We start from the raw sequence: 18919 nt of genomic DNA on the forward strand, positions 1-18919 counted from the left end.
TCCATGCCTCTGGCCCTGCTCGCCCTGGCCGTCGGCGCGTTCGGCATCGGCACCACCGAGTTCGTGATCATGGGCTTGCTGCCCGACGTCGCGGACGACCTGCACGTCTCCATCCCCACCGCCGGTCATCTGGTCTCCGCCTACGCGCTCGGTGTTGTCATCGGCGCCCCGCTGCTCGCCGCCGTCACCGCGCGGCTCTCCCGCCGTACCGTCCTCATCCTGCTGATGGGCCTGTTCGTCGCCGGCAACACGCTGTCCGCGTTCGCGCCCGGCTACGAGTCCCTGCTGGCCGCGCGCTTCCTGAGCGGGCTGCCGCACGGGGCGTTCTTCGGTGTCGGCGCGGTCGTCGCCACGGGCATGGTCCCGCCGGAGCGCAAGGCGCGCTCGGTGTCGCTGATGTTCCTCGGGCTGACCGTCGCCAACATCGCGGGCGTCCCGGCCGCCACGCTCACCGGGCAGCACCTCGGGTGGCGGGTGACCTTCCTCGGGGTGAGCGTCATCGGCCTCGCGGCGATCGCCTCCCTGGCCGTCCTCATCCCGCACGACCGCGCCCAGGTCCCCACGACGGGGCTGCGCGGCGAGCTGGCGGAGCTGCGCTCCCTGCCGGTGTGGCTCGCGCTCGGTACGACCGTGGCGGGGTTCGGCGCGCTGTTCGCGGCGTACAGCTACGTCACGCCGATGCTCACGGACGCCGCCGGGTTCGCCGAGACCGATGTGACGCTGCTGCTGGCGCTGTTCGGCGTCGGCGCGACCGTCGGCAACCTGCTCGGCGGGCGGCTCGCCGACCACGCGATGCGCGGCACGCTCTTCGGTGGGCTGGTCTTCCTCGGTACGGTCCTCGCGCTGTTCCCGGTGCTGGTGCGGACGCCGTGGAGCGCGGCGCTCGCGGTGGCCCTGCTGGGCATGGCCGCGTTCATCACCGGCTCGCCGCTCCAGCTGATGGTGATGGAGAAGGCCGCGGCGGCGCCGTCGCTGGCGTCCTCGGCCAACCAGGCGGCGTTCAACCTGGCCAACGCGGGCGGCGCGTGGATCGGCGGCCTCGCCCTCGCGGCGGGCCTCGGCGTGACGTCCCCGGCCCTCGCCGGCGCGGCCCTGGCCCTCCTGGGCCTCGTCGTGGCCACGGCGTCCTACCTCCTGGACCGCCACCGCGGCACCCTGTCCTCCGGCCACGAACGCCTGATCGCCACCCACGTCCCGGACCAGCCGAAAACAGTGGCCCCCTGACACATCCGGCCCCCGGGACACAGCGGAGGCCCCGCCCCTGCCACCGGCGCCCGGGGGGGCGACCGACGGGCCGGAAGGGGCCTGCGCGGTCCGGCAGTCGCCCCGACGGCATGAGCGCCCCCACGGTGACAACGACCGGCACGCCGACGCCGGACGCGAGTCCCCGAAGACCCAGCGTCCGCCGCCGAATTCGATACCGGGGAAGGACCGCCCGGCGCTCCTGCGGGGCCCAGCGGCCGGGGAGTACGGCGAAGCCGGGCGGGCGCGTGCCGGACGCCCCGGCGTTCGCCGTCCGCACCGCGGCTTCCCGGCTTGGGACACCCCCGCCCTGGAGGGCCCTGCCGAGCAGAGGAACGGCCTCTGCCCGAGTTCGATGCCGGGGAAGGACCGCCTGGCGGCCGGGGGGTACGCCGACGCCGGGCGGGCGCGTCCCGGGCGGCCCGGCGTTCGCCCTTCCCGCCGTGGCTCCCGGCCTGGAAAACCCCCGCCCGGAAGGGCCCTGCCGAAGGCGGGAACGGCCTCTGCCGAGTCGATCGGGCGCCCCCCAGCCACAGCCCTACCGAGCCACGGTTCTCCCGAGCCGCGAGCGCCCCCGAGCGACGGGACCTCCCGAAATATGGGTGCGCCCCACTCCCGCCCGGGCGGCGCAGCCCATGGCCCCCGGGGCGGAGACGAACCGGTCGGGAGTGGCGCCCCCCCGGCGGGGGAAGCATCCGGCGCTCGAATGTCGGCCGAGTTGTCCTGCCCAGCCTGCCGAACCCCCGGAGGGCTACGCCGATTCGCGCCAGGCGTTGGTGATCGGGAGGCGGCGGTCCTTGCCGAAGCCCTTGGGGGAGATCTTCGTGCCCGGCGGGTACTGGCGGCGCTTGTACTCCGCCGTGTCCACCATCCGCAGCGTCTTCGTCACCAGCGCCGCGTCGAACCCCGCCGCCACGATCGCGTCGGCGCCCTTGTCCCGGTCGACGTACAGGTCGAGGATCGCGTCCAGGACGGGATAGTCCGGCAGGGAGTCCGTGTCGACCTGCCCCGGCCGCAGCTCCGCGCTCGGCGGCTTGGAGATCGAGTTCTCCGGGATCGGCGGCGTCTCGCCCCGTTCCAGCGCCGCCCGGTTGCGCCACTCGGCCAGCCGGAACACCGACGTCTTGTACACGTCCTTGATCGGCCCATACGCGCCCACCGAGTCGCCGTACAGCGTCGAATACCCCACCGCCAGCTCGGACTTGTTGCCCGGCGCCAGCACGATGTGGCCCTCCTGGTTGGAGACCGCCATGAGCAGCGTGCCGCGCAGCCGGGACTGGAGGTTCTCCTCCGCCAGACCCGCGAGGCCGAGCGAGTCCATGTACGCGTCGAACATCGGCGCGATCGGCACCGTACGGAAGTTGAGCCCCGTGCGCCGCGCCAGCTCCGCCGCGTCGTCCTTCGAGTGGTCCGAGGAGTACTTCGACGGCATCGACACGCCGTACACGTTCTCCGCGCCCACCGCGTCGCACGCGATCGCCGCCACCAGCGCCGAGTCGATGCCGCCCGACAGCCCGATCAGGACCGACCGGAAGCCGTTCTTCTCGACGTACGCCCGCACGCCCACCACCAGCGCCGAGTACATCTCCTCGGCGTCGTCCAGGCGTTCCGCGTACCCCCCGGTGTACTCCGGCTCGTACGCGGGCACCGGCTCCTCGGTCAGGACCACGCGGTCGATGCGCAGCCCGTCGTCGACCACACCCGTCGGCGCGTCCGCGGCCGCCGCCGGCAGCTCCAGGTCCAGCAGCATGCAGTCCTCGGTGAACTGCGGCGCCCGCGCGAGGACTTCGCCCGCCGCGTCGACCACGATCGAGTCGCCGTCGAAGACCAGCTCGTCCTGCCCGCCCATCATCGCGACGTACGCGGTGGTGCAGCCCGCCTCCTGGGCGCGCTTGCGCACCAGCTCCAGACGGGTGTCGTCCTTGTTCACCTCGTACGGCGAGGCGTTGACGGACAGCAGCAGCCCGGCCCCCGCGGAGCGCGCCGCGGGCACCCGGCCGCCGTCCTGCCACAGGTCCTCGCAGATCGCGAGCGCCACGTCCACCCCGCGCACCCGCACCACCGGCATGGTGTCGCCGGGCACGAAGTAGCGGTACTCGTCGAAGACGCCGTAGTTGGGCAGGTGGTGCTTGGCGAAGGAGAGGACCACCTCGCCGCGGTGCAGCACCGCCGCCGCGTCCTGCGGGGCGCCGGCCGGCTGGCCGTACCTCGGCTGGGCGGTCTCGGACCGGTCGAGGTAGCCGACCACCACCGGCACCTCGCCGAGGCCCTCGTCGGCCAGCCGCGCGGCGAGCGCGCGCAGGGCGGCCCGGGACGCCTCGACGAACGAGGAACGCAGCACCAGGTCCTCGACCGGATACCCGGTCAGCACCATCTCCGGGAACGCGACCAGATGCGCTCCCCGCTCGGCGCAGTGCCGGGTCCGGCGGACGATCGACTCGGCGTTCCCGGCGAGGTCGCCGACGCGGGCGTCGATCTGATTCAGGGCGAGTCGAAGTTGAGGCACGCGCCCAGTGTAATCGTCAGAGAGACGCGATGGGGGGCGTGGGGTGTGTGACACCCCACGCCCCCCTACCCGCGGGGAGCGGATCAGTGGCGGCGGTACGACTGGACGTAGCCGTTCGCGGGCGTACCCACGCCGGTCACGTCGTCGTAGCCCTTCACGGCCTTCAGCGAGCTGTCGGCGCCGAGGACGCGCACCGAGGTGAGCAGGCCGTCGGCGTCGTCGACGCTGTTGGCGAAGTCCACGCGGGCGACCGCCAGGCCGGAGCCCGTCGGGTTGTCCGTGACGTCGTGGTACGCCTTGGTGCCGTACTTGGTGTAGATCGCCGGGTTGGCGAAGCCGATCGCCTTGCCGCCCCGGGCCTCCTGGGCCAGGGCCTGCACGGCGGCGATCACCGGCGCGGCCAGCGAGGTGCCGCCGATGCGGTACTCGCTGTACTGCTGCGACCCGTCCGGGAAGGTCTGGGTCTGCCCGACCTTGAAGCCGGTGTTCGGGTCGGCGATGGCCGAGATGTCCGGGACGACACGGTTGCCGGCCGCGCTGTTGGCCGTGGCCAGCGCGTTCGGCACGACGCCCTTCTGGTAGTACGGCTGCGGCACGGTGCTGCTGGTGCCGCCGCCCGCGCCCGAGGTGAAGGCGCCGGGGAAGCCGGTCCAGCTCTTGCCGTCGGCCGACAGGGTCGCCTTCTCGGTGCCCCAGCCGGTCTCCCACTGGTACTTGTCGCCCTTGCCGACGGCGAGCGAGGTGCCGCCGACGGCGGTCACCCACGCCGAGTTGGCCGGGGTGTCGACCTGCTTGGTGCCGGTGTGCGCGACCTCGTCGCCGTTGTCGCCGGAGGAGAAGTAGAAGCCGATGCCCTCCACCGCGCCCAGCTGGAAGACCTGGTCGTAGGCGGCCTGGAGGTCCGGCGTCTGGTTGGCCTCGATGTCCCCCCAGGAGTTGGAGACGATGTCGGCCAGGTGGTTGTCGACGATCTTGCCGAGCGAGTCGAGCAGGTCGTCGTCGAAGCAGGAGGCGGCGCCCACGTAGGTGACGTCGGCGGCCGGCGCGACCGCGTGCACGGCCTCGACGTCCAGCGTCTCCTCGCCGTACCAGCCGGACGCGTCGCACTCGTCGGGACTGGTCGCGGTGTAGTTCTTCGGCAGGACCTGGTGCAGCTGGCCGGTCTTCCAGCCCGCGTCACCGTGGTTCTTGGCGTAGGTGGCCGCGTCGAAGCCGATGGTCGGGGAGGCGTAGGCGTCCGTGATGGCCACCCGCACGCCCCGGCCGGTGAAGTCGCCCGCGCCGTAGGCGGCGCGCAACTGCTTGCCGGTGTAGCCCTGGACGGCGTACGGGATCTTCTTGCCGAAGGCGCTGGGCAGCGTGCTCGCGACATTGGAGCCGTAGTACGAGGAGAACGGCCCGGCGTTCTTGAACACGGCGGCCGGCGGCGGCAGTTGGTCCTGGTGCTGCGCCTTGTGCGGCGCGTTGTCCAGGCCGGTGACGGTCAGCACGGCGCCCTTGAGGCTCTCGGGGACCGAGGCCGACTGCTGCGGGGCGCGGTAGGTGCGGCCGCCCTTCGCGAAGTTGTGGAGCTGGGTGCCGAACGCCGTCTCGACGGCGGCCACGTCACCGGAGACGGAGACGTAGTGCTGCGTGACCCCGGTGACCTTCAGACCGGCCGCAGTCAGCCACGACTTGACGGCGGCCACCTGGGCCTTCGTCGCGCCGAAGCGCGCCTGCACCTGCTTGGCGCTCAGGTACTTGCCGTACAGCGGAGAGGACGGATCGGAGACGGCCCTCGCGTAGGCGGCGAGCCCGGAGGCGTCCCGTCCGGCGAGGTAGACCCGGGCGGAGACCTGGGCGCCGTTCGAGGTGGCACCCTTGTCCGCCTTGGCCGTGGCCCACGTCGGCCTGGTGCCCGCGAGCGTGTCCCGGCCCGGGTGGTCCGCGGCGTGGGCCGCGGGTATGCCGAGCGCCAGCGCACCGGCGAGCATCGGCAGTGTCGCTGCCAAACTCACGCCGGCACGGGTCTTGGCACGGTTGGATCTCATAGAACCCCCTGCATTGCGGTGCGCATGCATGTTGTGGTTGGGCGTCGCCGATCCACCGGGGTCCGCGGCGGTTGTGGCCCTCGAATGGATCACACGATGAGGGCCACTCTTGCGATGAACCGTTCATGCCAGGGGCACGCAGAGGTCAAGAGAAGCTCAAAGAAGCGCCACTAGGGGCGAATTGAGGCTTTCCTCCACCCGTCCGGATCATGAACGCGGCTTGGCGCCACGCTGCTTCAGCATGTCCGACATGAGCTGGATCTCCGACTGCTGGCCCGCCACCATGCCCTGGGCGAGCTTCTTCTCCACGCCCACGTCGCACCGGGCGACACAGCCCTCGGCCATGTGGATGCCGCCCTGGTGATGCTCCGTCATGAGCTGGAGGTAGAAGACCTCGGCCTGCTTGCCGTCGAGCGTGCCCAGCTTCTTCAGGTCGGTGTTGGTCGCCATGCCCGGCATCAGCGCGCTGTCCTTCCCGGGCGGCATGTCCCCCATGCCCATCCAGGCCATCGGCGGCTTCGCCGACACCTTGGGCAGCCCCCACAGGTCCAGCCAACCCAGCAGCATGCCGCGCTGGTTGGCCTGCGTCTGCGCGATGTCGTAGGCCAGGCGCCGGACTTCCTCGTCCTTCGTGCGGTCGCGCACGATGTACGACATCTCCACCGCCTGCTGGTGGTGGACCGCCATGTCCCGGGCGAAGCCCGCGTCCGCGGAGTCCGCGGCGGGCGTCGTCACCGCGGCCGGGCCACCGCCGTCCTCGGCCACCGCGTAGGTGATCGCGCCGGCCGCCAGTACCGCCACCGCCGCGCCCGCCGCCACGAGTCCCGCGCTCCTCACTGGCCGAGACCGCCCGTGCACGCCGCGCCCGGCTCGGGCGTCTGCTTGCCCTGCACGAACTCCTCGAAGAACTTGTCCACGGCCGGGTCGCTCGCGCCCGTCACCGTGCGCTGGTGGCCCCACGCCGTCATCATGATCGGGTCGGCCTGCTTGTCGTCCGGGCTCATCAGCGTGTACGGCGTCTTCCCGACCTTCGCCGCGAGCGCGTCGACGTCCGCCTTCGGGGCCTTCGTGTTGTACGTCACCCACACCGCGCCGTGCTCCAGGGAGTGCACGGCGTTCTCGTTCTTCAGCGGCTTCGTGTAGACGTCGCCGTTGCAGTTCTGCCAGACCGGGTTGTGGTTGCCGCCGACCGGGGGCTCGGTCGGGTAGTGCACGGCGGTCGCGACGTGCGTGCGGCCCAGGGTGCCCTTCCAGGTCTTCACGCCGTCCTTGCCGGTGACGAAGCTCCCGGACGCCTTGGAGTCGCTCGCCGCCGTGGAGTCCTTGCCGGAGTCCGACTGCGAGTGCACGAGGACGACGCCGCCGACGACAAGACCGGCCACGACCACCACGCTCGCGGCGATGGTGAGCACGCGGTTGCGGCGCTCGCGGGCACGCTCCGCCCGCCGCATCTCCTCTATGCGCGCCTGCCGCGCCGAGCTGCTGTTCTTCTTGCCGGAACCCATGGCGGTGTCCTTCAGGAGGTTGTCGGGACGGACGTGTACGGGTGGGACGTACTGATCGTAAGGCGGGAGGGTGCTCCTTCCGAAGGGGAGGGGCGGACGGGAGGGGCGAGCGGGAGCGGAAATTTGAGCGGGGGATACGTATTACCTACGCTGCCGGTATGCGGCTGCTGAGGTCCACCGATCTGGCGCTGCGGGTCCTGATGCGGCTCGCGGTCGCCGGGACGGGCACGCCCACCACCCGGCAGGTGGCCGAGGACATGGACGTGCCCTACACCCACGCCGCGAAGGTCGTGGCCGAGCTCCAGCACCTGGGACTGGTCGACGCCCGGCGCGGGCGCGGCGGCGGACTCGCCCTCAGCGAGCGGGGGCGGACGGCGTCGGTCGGCGCCGTGGTGCGCAGGTTCGAGGGCGCGGACGACGTCGTCGACTGCGAGGGCGCCGGGTCCGGCACCGCGCCCTGCCCCCTGAGGGCGGGCTGCAAGCTGCGCGGTGCCCTGCGCCGGGCCCAGGAGGCGTTCTACGCGTCCCTGGACCCGCTGACCCTCACCGACATGGTCACCGAACCGACGGGCCCCTTGCTCCTGGACATCTCCCGCCGCCCGTAACGCCCCGCACGGGAAACGCCCCGCACATCAGCGCCCCCAAAGGGGCGCGGGGAACTGCGCGACCAGCCCCAATGCACCCGCGGGCGACGAACAGCGGACGCCACGGCACGCCACGGCACGGCACGGCACGGCACGGCACGGTCGACCCGGCGGAGCGCTCAGTCCCGGGTCAGCCACAAGTCCGGCCCGAACACCTCGTAGTGCACGTCCGCCGGGGAGACCCCGCGGCCGAGGAGCGCGCTGCGGACCGTACGCATGAAGGGGAGCGGCCCGCACAGGTAAGCGTGGGTGCCCTCGGCGACGTCGATCCCGTCGAGGTCGACCAGGCCGGTGCGGGTGTCCGGGAGGGCGTCCCGCTCGTAGAAGAAGTGCGCGCGGGCGTCGTCGAGCTTGGAGACGTACGCCTCGTGGTCGGTGCGCAGCGCGTGGTCGGCGGGGGAGCGGTCACCGTGCACGACGGTGACCGGCGCCCGGTGCCCGCCCTCGGAGAGCCTCGCCAGCATCGCGATCATGGGGGTGACGCCGATGCCCGCGGAGGCCAGCAGCAGCGGGGTGTCCGGGGTGACGTCCAGGACGAGGTCGCCGTAGGGCTCGGACAGTTCGAGGACGCTGCCGGGCCGCACCCGCTCGTGCAGGTGGTTCGAGACCTCGCCGTCGGGCGTGCCGCCGCCCCGCACCCGCTTGACGCTGAACTGCCACACCGGTGACCCGGGTGCGCCCGAGAGGCTGTACTGGCGTATCTGCCGGGCCCCGTCCGGGAGTTCGGTGCGGACCGAGACGTACTGCCCGGCCCGGAAGGGGGTGACCGGACCGCCGTCGGCCGGGCGCAGCCGGAACGTGGCGACGTCGTCCGTCTCGGTGATCCGCTCGACGACCTCCCAGGGCCGCGGGCCGCGGTCGCCGCGTTCGGCGTACAGCCCGCGCTCCAGGGCGATCAGGGCGTTCGCCATCAGCCAGTAGACCTCCTCCCAGGCGGCCGCGACCTCGGGGGTGACGGCCTCGCCGAGGACCTCGGCGATGGCGGCGAAGAGGTGCTCGTGGACGATCGCGTACTGCTCCGGCGTGATCCCGAGCGAGGCGTGCTTGTGGGCGATGCGGCCGAGCATCACGTCCGGGCGCTCGTCCGGGTGCTCCACCAGGTGGACGGCGAAGGCGGCGATGGACCCGGCGAGGGCCTGGCGCTGGGTGCCCGCGGCCTGGTTGCCGCGGTTGAACAGGTCGCGCAGCAGGTCGGGGTGTGCGGCGAACATCCCGGCGTAGAAGCGCTCCGTGATCGTGTCGAGGGACGCGGCGACGGCGGGGAGGGTGGCGCGCACGGCGGTGGCGGACTGCTCGGACAGCATCGGGACTCCTTCTGGCTCGGATGGCAGGCACGCTAGTTAAAGTTGCATCTGAGATGCAAATTTAAGTTCCGGGAGGCGAGCGGGACCGGCCATGACGGATGCCGGTACGAGCAGGCAAGATGGGCGGGGGAGAAGTGCGAGAGGTTCATCCGCCGTACGGGAGGCGTTCCCTCCGGGGACGGGTGACCGATCATGGTCCGCAACGCGCGCGAAACGGTGTTGTGGTGGGATGCTCAGGTGCCCGACCGCCTTCCCTGGTACCCGGACAGGCGGCCTGACCAGCAAGGATGGGGAAGCGGAAGATGGACAAGCAGCAGGAGTTCGTGCTCCGGACGTTGGAGGAGCGCGACATCCGGTTCGTGCGCCTGTGGTTCACCGACGTGCTGGGCTTCCTCAAGTCCGTCGCCGTGGCCCCCGCCGAGCTGGAACAGGCCTTCGACGAGGGCATCGGCTTCGACGGCTCCGCCATCGAGGGCTTCGCCCGGGTCTACGAGTCCGACATGATCGCCAAGCCGGACCCGTCGACCTTCCAGGTCCTGCCGTGGCGCGCGGAGACCCCCGGCACCGCCCGGATGTTCTGCGACATCCTCATGCCGGACGGCTCCCCGTCCTTCGCCGACCCGCGCTACGTCCTCAAGCGCGCCCTCGCCCGCACCTCCGACCTGGGCTTCACCTTCTACACCCACCCGGAGATCGAGTTCTTCCTGCTGAAGGACCGCCCGCTCGACGGCACCCGGCCGACACCCGCCGACAACTCCGGCTACTTCGACCACACCCCGACCAACGTCGGCATGGACTTCCGCCGCCAGGCCATCACCATGCTGGAGTCCATGGGCATCTCGGTGGAGTTCAGCCACCACGAGGGCGCCCCCGGCCAGCAGGAGATCGACCTGCGGTACGCCGACGCGCTGTCCACGGCCGACAACATCATGACGTTCCGCCTGGTCATGAAGCAGGTCGCGCTGGAACAGGGCGTGCAGGCCACGTTCATGCCGAAGCCGTTCTCCGAGCACCCCGGCAGCGGTATGCACACGCACCTGTCGCTGTTCGAAGGTGACCGGAACGCGTTCTACGAGTCCGGCGCCGAGTACCAGCTCTCCAAGGTCGGCCGCTCCTTCATCGCGGGTCTGCTGCGGCACGCGGCGGAGATCTCCGCGGTGACCAACCAGTGGGTGAACTCCTACAAGCGCATCTGGGGCGGCGCGGAGCGCACGGCGGGCGCCGGCGGCGAGGCCCCCTCCTACATCTGCTGGGGCCACAACAACCGCTCGGCCCTCGTCCGCGTCCCGATGTACAAGCCCGGTAAGACCGGCTCCGCGCGGGTGGAGGTCCGCTCCCTGGACTCCGGCGCGAACCCGTACCTGGCGTACGCCCTCCTGCTCGCCGCCGGCCTCAAGGGCATCGAGGAGGGCTACGAGCTTCCGCCGGGCGCCGAGGACGACGTCTGGGCCCTCTCCGACGCGGAGCGCCGCGCCATGGGCATCGAGCCCCTGCCCCAGAACCTCGGCGAGGCCCTGACCCTGATGGAACGCAGCGACCTGGTAGCCGACACCCTGGGCGAACACGTCTTCGACTTCTTCCTCCGCAACAAGCGCCAGGAGTGGGAGGAGTACCGCTCCGAGGTAACGGCCTTCGAACTGAGGAAGAACCTGCCGGTGCTGTAGGGGCAGGTCGGGGCGGGTTTCCCGCTGATTCGGCAGATGGGGCCGACGGTCACGGACCGTCGGCCCCAACGCGTCTCACCCCGAAGCGGGAACCCGGGATCGCTGTGTCCGAGGTAGTTGCTGAGCGCCTTGATGTTCTCGGCGGCATCCGGCGGAACCGAGGCGCCGAACGTCCTGAGAACGTGCATGCCGTGCTCACGAGCGGCTTGTCCCTGCTACGCGGCTTCCGTTCCGGCGGGGGCGTTCGGGGCCACGCCCCGTGCGACGGGCAACCGTGCGGCCGATGCCAGGACCTCGACCAAGTGGTCGGCCAGTAGTCCGACACGGGGGTTCGGCTGGATGAGGGTGGTCGCCCGGCCGCTCGTGCTGCGCTCTGTTGCCCAGGCATGGTCGAGGGCGGTGAAGTCGTCGTCGATCCAGATGACGGGAGCGTCACCCAACCAGGTGTTGACGTGGTCGCGTTTCCACAGGTAGCCGTCGGGGTGGCTGGTGGTGATCTGCGGGCGTGGGAGGTCGACGTACGGCAGGGGCGGGAGACCGAGGAGCGGTCCGATCAGGGTGGTCGCGTCCTGGCGCCAACTGGTGCACCAGACGGGGATGACCAGGCCCGCCCGGATCACGTGCATGAGCAAGGGGCCGTGTGCGGGGTTGAGCCAGATGGTGACAGGGGCTTCGGGGGCTCGGTTCGCGGGGACAACGTCGTGGCGCGTGTGACTGGTCGGAATGGTCCCGTCGGCCCCGGGAAAGGGGATGAGGACGCCATCGACGTCGAGGAGCAGGTAGGGCGGGCGCATCGAATTCTCCCGGGGGAGTCGGCGTGGGGTCAGAGTTTGCGCGCGGTGATCAGCAGGGTGGAGGGCCAGAGGCCGTGGCGGCCGTCGTGGAACTCCTCGGCCGAGGCGAGCCGGAATCCGGCGCCGTCGAGGTGTCTCTCCCAGCGGCCGACGTCGAAGTCCCAGCGGGCGACGGGCAGCCGGGAGCGGTCGGGAAGAGTGACGTAGTCGCGGCGGGGCCGGTCGTCGGGGGCGGGGCGCAGACCGCCGCGTCGGGGGTGAGGGACGGAGAAGGCGAGAGTGCGGCCGGGTTTGAGGCGCCGGGCGACCGCCGGGAGCAGAAGCTCGGGGGCCACGAGGCCGACTGCCCCAAAGATCGAATAGACCGCGTCGAACGGTTCGTCGGGGGTCCGCAGGTAGTGCACAGCGTGGTCGGCCACGAAGGTCAGGTTGTTCAGCCGGCCGTAGTGTGAGCGGGCTCGTCGGATCTGGAGGCCGACGAGGTCGACGCCGGTGACATGAGCGCCGTGGCGGGTGGCGAGGTGAGCAGCGTTGTGGCCCGGGCCGCAGCCGAGTTCCAGCAGTCGCTTGCGGCACAGGTCCGGTCCGAGGATTTCCGCACCGGGGCCGCTGCCGGGGCGGGTCGTCCATTCCATCCGCGCGGGTACAGACAGCGGCTCGGCGGGAGCAGCCATGGTGCGTTGAACCGCATGGACATACCAAGGGGAAGCCTGGGCCGGCACCTAGACCTCCAACAGGTGCAGGATGTCGGCGAGATGGCGGCGTACGGCCTTGATGCAACCAGGATCGGTGGCCGGGTCGTTGATCCAGCGGATGGACTGTTCCATGAACCATTCGACGGCCCAGATACGATGCCAGCCCAGCGCCCACTTCTCGGCAGCGAGACCGCCTCTTGCGGCGAGGGCGTCGGGGGCGCCGCCCTCGCGGACGTACGTTTCCAAGAAGCCCCGCAGACGCGCAGGATCGGGTGCGTCGAGTGTGCCGTGCCAACTGGCGAGGTCGAGCAGACCGGGCCCGGTGAACGCCCGCGCGAAGTCGAGGAGCCGCCAGCCGTGCCGGCCGACGTGGAGGCTGGTGGGGTGGAACTCGGAGTGCACCCAACCGAACGGGGCCACGGTCGCACCGGCAGAACGGGCCTCGGCGGCCTGAGCGACTCTGCCGAGGGCGTCTTCGACGTCGTCGGTGTCCTGCCACCGCTTGACCTTGCGGAGACGGCCGAGGTGTTCCAGGGCCCTGCTCGGCAGGGCACGCAGCCGTTCTCGGTCGAGAACGGGGAGGGCGCCGGCCGACCGGGCCCCGTGCAGAAGTACGGCTGCGGCGGCGCCGTCGAGGTCGTCGGCTTCCTGCGCGGTCGGGCCGAGGTCCTCCAGGAGCATCCCGAGCCAGCCGTCCATCGTTGCGGAGGCGTGGACGGTTGGCACGGGGACGCCGACGATGCGTGCCAGGCGCAGGGTGTGGTCCTCGCTGTCGAACGGCCTCTTGGCGTACTTGAAGATGGCGGTGGTGCCGTCGCTGAAGGACAGGCGTTCGACGCCGGACATGGACCACACACGCACCTCCTTGCGCTCCGGGTTCGATCGGCCGGTGATGGTCAGGAGGTCGTTCAGGAGAGCGACGTTGAGGATCGTGTCCACTGGGGCTCCGGTGCGATGGGTGGAGTCCGGGGCGGGCGAGAGGAGTTGGCCCGCCCCGGAAGGGAGAGGTGGTGCTACGCGGCCGGAGGCACACGCTGGGCGTAGACCTGCTCGATCCAGTCGGCCTTGAAGGCCGCGAGGTCGTCGCGGAAGGCCGGCATGGACGCACCGTAGGGCGCCACGACGCCGCCGGACTGGTCCGGCACGGACTGGCAGCCGTGCACGAGCCGCCCGCCGAGGGCGGCGTGGGCCTTGATGGACTCGATGCGGCGGTGCTCGTTGAACCAGCCGCCGTGGTACACCTCGTCGAGCATGGCGCCCATTTCGTCGTCCAGGTCGAAGACGACGGAAGTGGCGGCCGGGAAGAACCAGCACGGTCCGACGTTGGAGATACGCCCGTCCAACTCGACCTTGTTCAACGCCATCAGGGTGGCCGCTTCGCGCAGCATCCGCAGGTGAGCGGCAGTGATCCGCGGTAGGCCGAGGCCGGCGAGATGTTCGTCGCGAAACAGGTACGAGTAGACCTCGTAGGCGGTGGCGAGCACCTGAGCGGCGTCGGAGGTGGGGGCGGTGTGGGTCCTGATGAACTCCAGCGCGAGCTGTTCCACGGTGCTCTCGGCCGTCTCCTCCACATCCAGCAGCTGGGATTCGACAAGCTCCCAGTCCGCCACGAGCCAGGTGCTCGACTCGAAGCGGAAGAAGTACTCGGCCGGGTCGATGGTGATGCGCCGGTCGTCGACCTGGACGCCGGGCAGTCGGCTCCATCGCTCGTCGAACGCCTCGGGCAGTACGACCGCGATGGCCGCGGTGTTGATGGTGGTCACCGTGTCTCCGTCTCTGATCGGCAGGGTTCGAGCAACGGAACGCCCGAACCCTGAGCGGATGTATGACTTGGGGGAGCCGCCGGGCGAGTGGGGAGTCTGGTCGCGGTGTCGGACCGGGCCGGGCGGCTATGTTCAGTGAACCCTCCGTCACGCACAGTGGGTACGGTGAGAGGCGGTTGAAGCGGTATACGCGGTTTACAGCCCCGGACGGGAGGCGATCGTGACGGCGACGGGAAAGCCCAACTCCCGGCTACGTGAGACCATCGCTGCGACCGGGTGCACGTATGAGGCGCTGGCGAGGGACATCCGCCGCATCGCAGCCGAGAACGGTGAGACTCTCCAGACCAACAAGTCGGCCGTCTCCCACTGGGTGAACGGCACCCGCCGTCCCACGGGGAGGACCGGCCAGTATCTGGCCGAAGCCCTGTCCCGTCGGACAGGTCGCAGCATCACCTCGACTGAGATCGGCCTTCGCCCACCAGGCATCGAGGAGCCGGACGAGCGCGATCCCGTGCTGGCTGCGACTGACCTGGGCCGCGCTGATGTGGAGCGCCACCGCTTCCTCGCCGTGGCCGCCTTCACCACGGCAGGCGTTGCCATGCCGCTCACCCACGATCACGAGGCCACCGCCCGCATGCTCCGCGCCCGCACCGGCACATCTGCGATCGGGGCCGAGGACGTGGACGTCGTACGCCAGATCACCGCCGCCTTCAGCGCGGCCGACGAGCGCCTCGGCGGCGGTCATGGTCTGACCACGGTCACCGCCTACCTCGCTGACACCGCCGCTCCCATGCTCCGGGGCCGCTACCCGAACGGAGCCTTACGCCAGGCGGCATTCGGAGCCGTGGCCGAACTTGCCTACCTGGCAGGCTGGAAGCACCACGATCTTGGCCAGGAAGGCGCTGCCCAGCGCTATTACCAGGTCGGCTACCAGCTCGCCTGTGAAGCGGATCCGCACGGTCACGCCGGTTGGATGATGCGCGTCCTTGCCCACCAGGCCCTCAGTCTCAAACAGCCCCGTCATTGTGTTGATCTCGTCGAAGGCGCCCTTGCTCGCGGTCTCGGTCACGTCGACGGCCGGACCGAGGCGCTGCTGCACATCACCCACGCCCGCGCCTACGCAGCCACTGGTGAGAAGCCAGCCGCGGCCCGCGCCCTGCTGGCCGCCGAGGACGCCCTCCTGCGCGACGACGGCCCTCAGCCCAGCTACTCTCACGTCAGTGGCCCCGCTGCCGGCACCGTGGCCAGCCACAGCGCCCGGACTCTCACCGACCTGGCCGACCATGTCGGCACTGAACAGCAACACCGTGACGCTTTGATGCGCTGGGACCCTGAGAAATACAAGCGCGTCCATGCCCTCACCCACGCCGATCTCGGCGACAGCCTCGCCGCGCAGGCCCGCGCCGACGAGGCGGTGGCCGCGTGGACTCAAGCCCTGGCCCTGATGGAAGGCTTGTCCTCCGACCGCACTCGCAAGGCGATCACCTCGCTCCGCTCCACTCTCTCGGTCTACCGGCGCCGCAAAGTGCCGGGAGCTGCCGAACTCGCCCGCCGCGCACACGAAGCGCTGGCCTAAGCTGCCCACCAACCGGCCGACGAAGGGACAGCAGTCGTGGTTCAGCGGACAACCGACGGAGAGTCCGGCGCCCTGCCGCCCGCTCTCGCGTCCATGACCCTGCTGGTCGCCGCGGTCATCGTTCACGACAAGGCCGCCGACCGTGTCGTTCTCCTCCAACGCGGTCAGAACGCCAAGTTCGCCCAGGGCTTGTGGGACCTGCCCGTCGGCAAGAGTGAACCTGGCGAGCCCGTCACCGAGACCGCGGTGCGCGAGCTGTACGAGGAGACCGGTCTGACCGTGAAGCCGGAGTCGTTGAAGGTCGCTCACGTCATCCACGGTGCCTGGGGAGTGGAAGCCCCCAACGGGTTCCTCACCGTCGTTTTCGTCGCCGAGGAATGGAGCGGCGAGCCTGAGAACAGGGAGCCCCGTAAGCACGCTCAGGTTCGTTGGGTCGACGTCGATTCCGTCCCCGAGGAGTTCGTGGACACCACCGCCAGTGCGCTGCGCCGTTACCTGAGCGGTGGGCCCCAGGTGTCGCTGGACGGGTGGGAGGCGGCAGGCATCGCTCCGAGGTGAGTGTGGCTGGGGGCGATGCGGCGTGTTGTGGGGTTCGACTGGGTGGGTCACCTTCCCGGTAGGGGTACGTAGGCCGGGGACACCGCCGCTCGGGCCATGTGGTGGGGGGTGCCCGTGCCGTTGGCCGGGACTGTGTAGAGGTCGGCTCCGTAGTCTGCCGGGAGGGCGTAGACCAGGGTGTGGGGGTCCTTCCAGACCGCCTGGTCGTCCACGCTGCGGTGTTCGGCCAGCGGCGTCTCGCGCAGGGTGCGCAGGTCGAGGACGTACAGGCGCCACGGCGCGTCCGGGGACAGGCCCTTGACGCGCTTCTTGAAGGCGACGCGGGTGCCGTCGGGGGAGAGGGACGGGCACTCGACGTTGGAGCGGACCGTGGTGACGGTACGGGCGCGCAGGTCGCCCCGGACCAGATAGGTGCTCCCCTTCGTGGCCAGCGTCGCGTAGAAGGTGCGGTCGTCCGCCGCGAACGTCACCCCCCAGAAGTTGACGTCCGCCGCGTGGTAGGGCCGGCCGTCCCTGACGATCCGGAACTCCTCCAGGGACGGGGTGAACCGCCCGGTCCTGGTGTCCACCACCGCCGTACGCGTCGAGAAGTTCGTGCCCGCGTACGAGTCCCCGCCCACGAACGCCGTCCACGCGGCGAAGCGGCCCGTGGGGGAGACCCGGGCGCGGGAGGGGATGCCGGGGACGTCGTAGTGGGCCGTGGGCTTCAGACGCGCGTCGAGGAGTACGGCCCGGTAGGTGTCCGACAGCGTGCCGCGCACCGCCTGGAGGCACACCCCGGTGCCCGAAGCGGCGTAGAAGCGCAGGCACTTGACGCCGGACGCGGTGCGCGGGCCGGAGGGGTCCGACGCGGGGACCGAGACCAGTTCGTCGCGGTGCGGGCCCCACGCCATCGAGCGGAACACCATCCGGCCGGGCGTCGTCAGATCGACCTCGCCCGGTGTGACCCGGGGCCCGCCCGACTGGGTGCGGTCGCGCTGCTCCGCCCGCGCGGAGGCGTGCAGCACGGCGGCCAGCGCGACCGCCGCCAGGACGACGACGGCCGACAGCAGGACGAGGACGCGGGACCGTACGGCCATCGCGGTCATCGAGGTCATCGCGCTCATCGGGGTCTTCGCGGTCATCGGGGTCTTCACGGTCATGGGGCGGGCTCCCGGGTCGGGCCGAGGTCGGTCGGGCGGGGCGGACCTGCGGGGCCGGTCGGGCGCGGCGGGTCTGCGGGGCCGGTCGGGCGGGGCGGGTCTGCGGGGCCGGTCCGGTCGGTCGGGCCGGTCGGGTGGTAGGGCGTCCGACGGGGGTCGGTCGGGCGCAGGGCGAAGGAGAACGCCGCGCACACCGCGAGCGCCCCGGTGGCCGCCGCGAGGGCCGTGCGGTCGCCCCACACCGTCCACGCCGCGCCGAAGCCGAGCGAGCAGGCGAACCGGGCCAGTGCCTGGCCGGTCTGCACCACCGCGAGCCCGGACGAGCGCAGCTCCTCGGGCACGCCGTCGGAGGCGGCGGCCATCAGGACGCCGTCGGTGGCCGCGTAGAACGCGCCGTGCAGGGCGAGCACCGCGTACGGCAGCGCGGTGCCGTGCCAGGAGGTGAGCAGCAGGCCGTACGCCGCGAGCAGCGCGCCGTGCCCGCCGAGGAACACCCGCCAGCGGCCCACCCGGTCGGCGAGCCGGCCCAGCGGCACGGCGAGCAGCAGGAACCCGGCGGCCGTCCCGAGCGGCAGCAGCGCGAACCAGTGGTCGGGCACGCCCAGGCGGTGCTGGAGCAGCAGGTACACGAAGGAGTCGCTGACCGTCGCGAGGCCCAGCAGCAGCGCGCACACGGTGATACGGCGGATCGGGCGCCGACGCAGCAGCCCGAGGGCCGCACGGAGCGTGGGGCGCGATGGGTCGGCGTTCTGTCCGAGGGGTTGTTGTGGCTGTTGTGGCTGTTGTTCGAGGGGCATCCGTCGCACGCCGGGACCCCGTCCGGCAGGCCGCCGGACGGCAGTGGCACCCCCGGGCACGAACAGCACCAGGACCAGCACGCCCACGACCGCCACGCAGAAGCTCACGGTGAACACCGCGTCGTAGCCGTCCACCGTGGCCCGCAGGATCAGGAACGCGGCCAGCGGTCCGAGCAGCGCGCCCGCCGTGTCCATGGCGCGGTGCACGCCGAAGGCGCGGCCCCGTGTCTCCGGGGTGCTGGAGAGCGAGATCAGGGCGTCGCGCGGGGCCGTGCGCAGTCCCTTGCCGGTGCGGTCGGCGGCCAGGATCAGGCCGATCGGCGTCAGGGTGTGGGCGAGCAGCAGCAGCGGCTTGCACAGGGCCGAGAGGCCGTAGCCGAGGCCGGCGACCCACTTGTGGCGGCCCCCGCCCCGGTCGGCGAAGTGGCCGCCGGCCAGCCGGACCAGCGCCGAGAAGCCGTTGTAGACGCCGTCGAGCAGGCCGAAGCCCAGCGGGGAGAGGCCGAGCCCGGCGACCAGGTACAGCGGCAGCACCGCCGTGACCATCTCGGAGGAGACGTCGGTGATCAGACTGACCGTGCCGAGCGCGAGCACGGTGGGGGCGACCGCGGTACGGCGCCGCCCGGCGGGGAGCCGGGCGGCACCGGTCGCGGACACCTCGGCGCGGGGGGCGCCCGCGCGGCTGTCCGCTACGTACAT

At 71.4% G+C, this 18919-nt stretch carries 16 protein-coding genes and 1 pseudogene; 5 read left to right on the top strand and 12 right to left on the bottom strand.

What is annotated here, in order from left to right; all coding sequences use genetic code 11:
- The first annotated feature begins 3 nt into the window (after nucleotides 1–3).
- Nucleotides 4–1224 (top strand): MFS transporter, encoded by a 1221-nt coding sequence (locus AB0F77_RS37570; RefSeq protein WP_361957501.1) that lies wholly within the window; start codon nucleotides 4–6, stop codon nucleotides 1222–1224.
- A gap of 769 nt (nucleotides 1225–1993) precedes the next feature.
- Here AB0F77_RS37570 and AB0F77_RS37575 read toward each other — a convergent pair.
- From AB0F77_RS37575 to AB0F77_RS37590, 4 genes are all read right to left on the bottom strand, one after another.
- Nucleotides 1994–3748, bottom strand: a complete 1755-nt coding sequence (locus tag AB0F77_RS37575) for an NAD+ synthase (RefSeq protein ID WP_361957504.1) — start codon at nucleotides 3746–3748, stop codon at nucleotides 1994–1996.
- Nucleotides 3749–3831: 83 nt separating this feature from the next.
- Nucleotides 3832–5778, bottom strand: coding sequence for a S53 family peptidase (locus tag AB0F77_RS37580; RefSeq protein WP_361957507.1), 1947 nt, complete (start codon nucleotides 5776–5778; stop codon nucleotides 3832–3834).
- Nucleotides 5779–5985: 207 nt separating this feature from the next.
- A complete protein-coding gene (locus AB0F77_RS37585; RefSeq protein WP_361957510.1) occupies nucleotides 5986–6615 on the bottom strand; it encodes a DUF305 domain-containing protein in 630 nt (209 codons plus the stop codon).
- On the bottom strand, nucleotides 6612–7283 hold the full coding sequence (locus tag AB0F77_RS37590) for a DUF3105 domain-containing protein (protein ID WP_361957513.1): 672 nt from the start codon (nucleotides 7281–7283) through the stop codon (nucleotides 6612–6614). Before AB0F77_RS37590 ends, AB0F77_RS37585 begins: the two co-directional genes overlap by 4 nt.
- Before the next feature lie 158 nt (nucleotides 7284–7441).
- Here AB0F77_RS37590 and AB0F77_RS37595 point away from each other — a divergent pair, with 158 nt between their 5' ends.
- Entirely contained in the window at nucleotides 7442–7888 is a 447-nt protein-coding gene (locus AB0F77_RS37595) for an Rrf2 family transcriptional regulator (protein ID WP_361957516.1), read from the top strand.
- A gap of 158 nt (nucleotides 7889–8046) precedes the next feature.
- Here the strand turns inward: AB0F77_RS37595 and AB0F77_RS37600 are convergent, their stop codons facing one another.
- Nucleotides 8047–9231 carry a globin domain-containing protein gene (locus tag AB0F77_RS37600; RefSeq protein ID WP_358079203.1) on the bottom strand — a complete coding sequence of 395 codons (1185 nt, stop codon included), beginning with the start codon at nucleotides 9229–9231 and terminating at the stop codon, nucleotides 8047–8049.
- 302 nt (nucleotides 9232–9533) lie between these two features.
- Here AB0F77_RS37600 and AB0F77_RS37605 point away from each other — a divergent pair, with 302 nt between their 5' ends.
- Nucleotides 9534–10895 carry a glutamine synthetase family protein gene (locus AB0F77_RS37605; RefSeq protein ID WP_361957519.1) on the top strand — a complete coding sequence of 454 codons (1362 nt, stop codon included), beginning with the start codon at nucleotides 9534–9536 and terminating at the stop codon, nucleotides 10893–10895.
- A gap of 80 nt (nucleotides 10896–10975) precedes the next feature.
- Here the strand turns inward: AB0F77_RS37605 and AB0F77_RS37610 are convergent.
- The 5 genes and pseudogenes from AB0F77_RS37610 to AB0F77_RS37630 all read right to left on the bottom strand — a co-directional run.
- A pseudogene (locus AB0F77_RS37610) lies at nucleotides 10976–11101 on the bottom strand (site-specific integrase); the annotation flags it as partial.
- A gap of 9 nt (nucleotides 11102–11110) precedes the next feature.
- A complete protein-coding gene (locus tag AB0F77_RS37615; RefSeq protein WP_361957522.1) occupies nucleotides 11111–11689 on the bottom strand; it encodes an HAD domain-containing protein in 579 nt (192 codons plus the stop codon).
- A 29-nt stretch (nucleotides 11690–11718) separates the two neighbouring features.
- Entirely contained in the window at nucleotides 11719–12411 is a 693-nt protein-coding gene (locus AB0F77_RS37620; protein WP_361957525.1) for a class I SAM-dependent methyltransferase, read from the bottom strand.
- Nucleotides 12412–13323 (bottom strand): aminoglycoside phosphotransferase family protein, encoded by a 912-nt coding sequence (locus AB0F77_RS37625; protein WP_361957528.1) that lies wholly within the window; start codon nucleotides 13321–13323, stop codon nucleotides 12412–12414.
- A gap of 74 nt (nucleotides 13324–13397) precedes the next feature.
- Nucleotides 13398–14147 (bottom strand): hypothetical protein, encoded by a 750-nt coding sequence (locus AB0F77_RS37630; RefSeq protein WP_361957531.1) that lies wholly within the window; start codon nucleotides 14145–14147, stop codon nucleotides 13398–13400.
- 220 nt (nucleotides 14148–14367) lie between these two features.
- Here AB0F77_RS37630 and AB0F77_RS37635 point away from each other — a divergent pair, with 220 nt between their 5' ends.
- Both AB0F77_RS37635 and AB0F77_RS37640 read left to right on the top strand, forming a co-directional pair.
- A complete protein-coding gene (locus AB0F77_RS37635) occupies nucleotides 14368–15723 on the top strand; it encodes a tetratricopeptide repeat protein (RefSeq protein WP_361957534.1) in 1356 nt (451 codons plus the stop codon).
- Between the two features lie 36 nt (nucleotides 15724–15759).
- Nucleotides 15760–16281, top strand: coding sequence for an NUDIX domain-containing protein (locus AB0F77_RS37640; protein WP_361957537.1), 522 nt, complete (start codon nucleotides 15760–15762; stop codon nucleotides 16279–16281).
- A gap of 47 nt (nucleotides 16282–16328) precedes the next feature.
- Here the strand turns inward: AB0F77_RS37640 and AB0F77_RS37645 are convergent, their stop codons facing one another.
- Both AB0F77_RS37645 and AB0F77_RS37650 read right to left on the bottom strand, forming a co-directional pair.
- Nucleotides 16329–17360, bottom strand: a complete 1032-nt coding sequence (locus AB0F77_RS37645) for a TolB-like translocation protein (protein ID WP_361957585.1) — start codon at nucleotides 17358–17360, stop codon at nucleotides 16329–16331.
- A gap of 59 nt (nucleotides 17361–17419) precedes the next feature.
- Nucleotides 17420–18919 (bottom strand): MFS transporter, encoded by a 1500-nt coding sequence (locus AB0F77_RS37650; protein WP_361957540.1) that lies wholly within the window; start codon nucleotides 18917–18919, stop codon nucleotides 17420–17422.

The organism is Streptomyces sp. NPDC026672, from assembly GCF_040638185.1.
Taxonomy (GTDB): Bacteria; Actinomycetota; Actinomycetes; order Streptomycetales; family Streptomycetaceae; genus Streptomyces.

Excerpts from the sequence above, each read along its gene's own strand:
- AB0F77_RS37570 (WP_361957501.1), top strand. The coding sequence starts at position 4 with ATGCCTCTGGCCCTGCTCGCCCTGGCCGTCGGCGCGTTCGGCATCGGC.
- AB0F77_RS37580 (WP_361957507.1), bottom strand. The coding sequence starts at position 5,778 with ATGAGATCCAACCGTGCCAAGACCCGTGCCGGCGTGAGTTTGGCAGCG.
- AB0F77_RS37590 (WP_361957513.1), bottom strand. The coding sequence starts at position 7,283 with ATGGGTTCCGGCAAGAAGAACAGCAGCTCGGCGCGGCAGGCGCGCATA.
- AB0F77_RS37595 (WP_361957516.1), top strand. The coding sequence starts at position 7,442 with ATGCGGCTGCTGAGGTCCACCGATCTGGCGCTGCGGGTCCTGATGCGG.
- AB0F77_RS37600 (WP_358079203.1), bottom strand. The coding sequence starts at position 9,231 with ATGCTGTCCGAGCAGTCCGCCACCGCCGTGCGCGCCACCCTCCCCGCC.
- AB0F77_RS37605 (WP_361957519.1), top strand. The coding sequence starts at position 9,534 with ATGGACAAGCAGCAGGAGTTCGTGCTCCGGACGTTGGAGGAGCGCGAC.
- AB0F77_RS37615 (WP_361957522.1), bottom strand. The coding sequence starts at position 11,689 with ATGCGCCCGCCCTACCTGCTCCTCGACGTCGATGGCGTCCTCATCCCC.
- AB0F77_RS37645 (WP_361957585.1), bottom strand. The coding sequence starts at position 17,360 with ATGGCCGTACGGTCCCGCGTCCTCGTCCTGCTGTCGGCCGTCGTCGTC.
- AB0F77_RS37650 (WP_361957540.1), bottom strand. The coding sequence starts at position 18,919 with ATGTACGTAGCGGACAGCCGCGCGGGCGCCCCCCGCGCCGAGGTGTCC.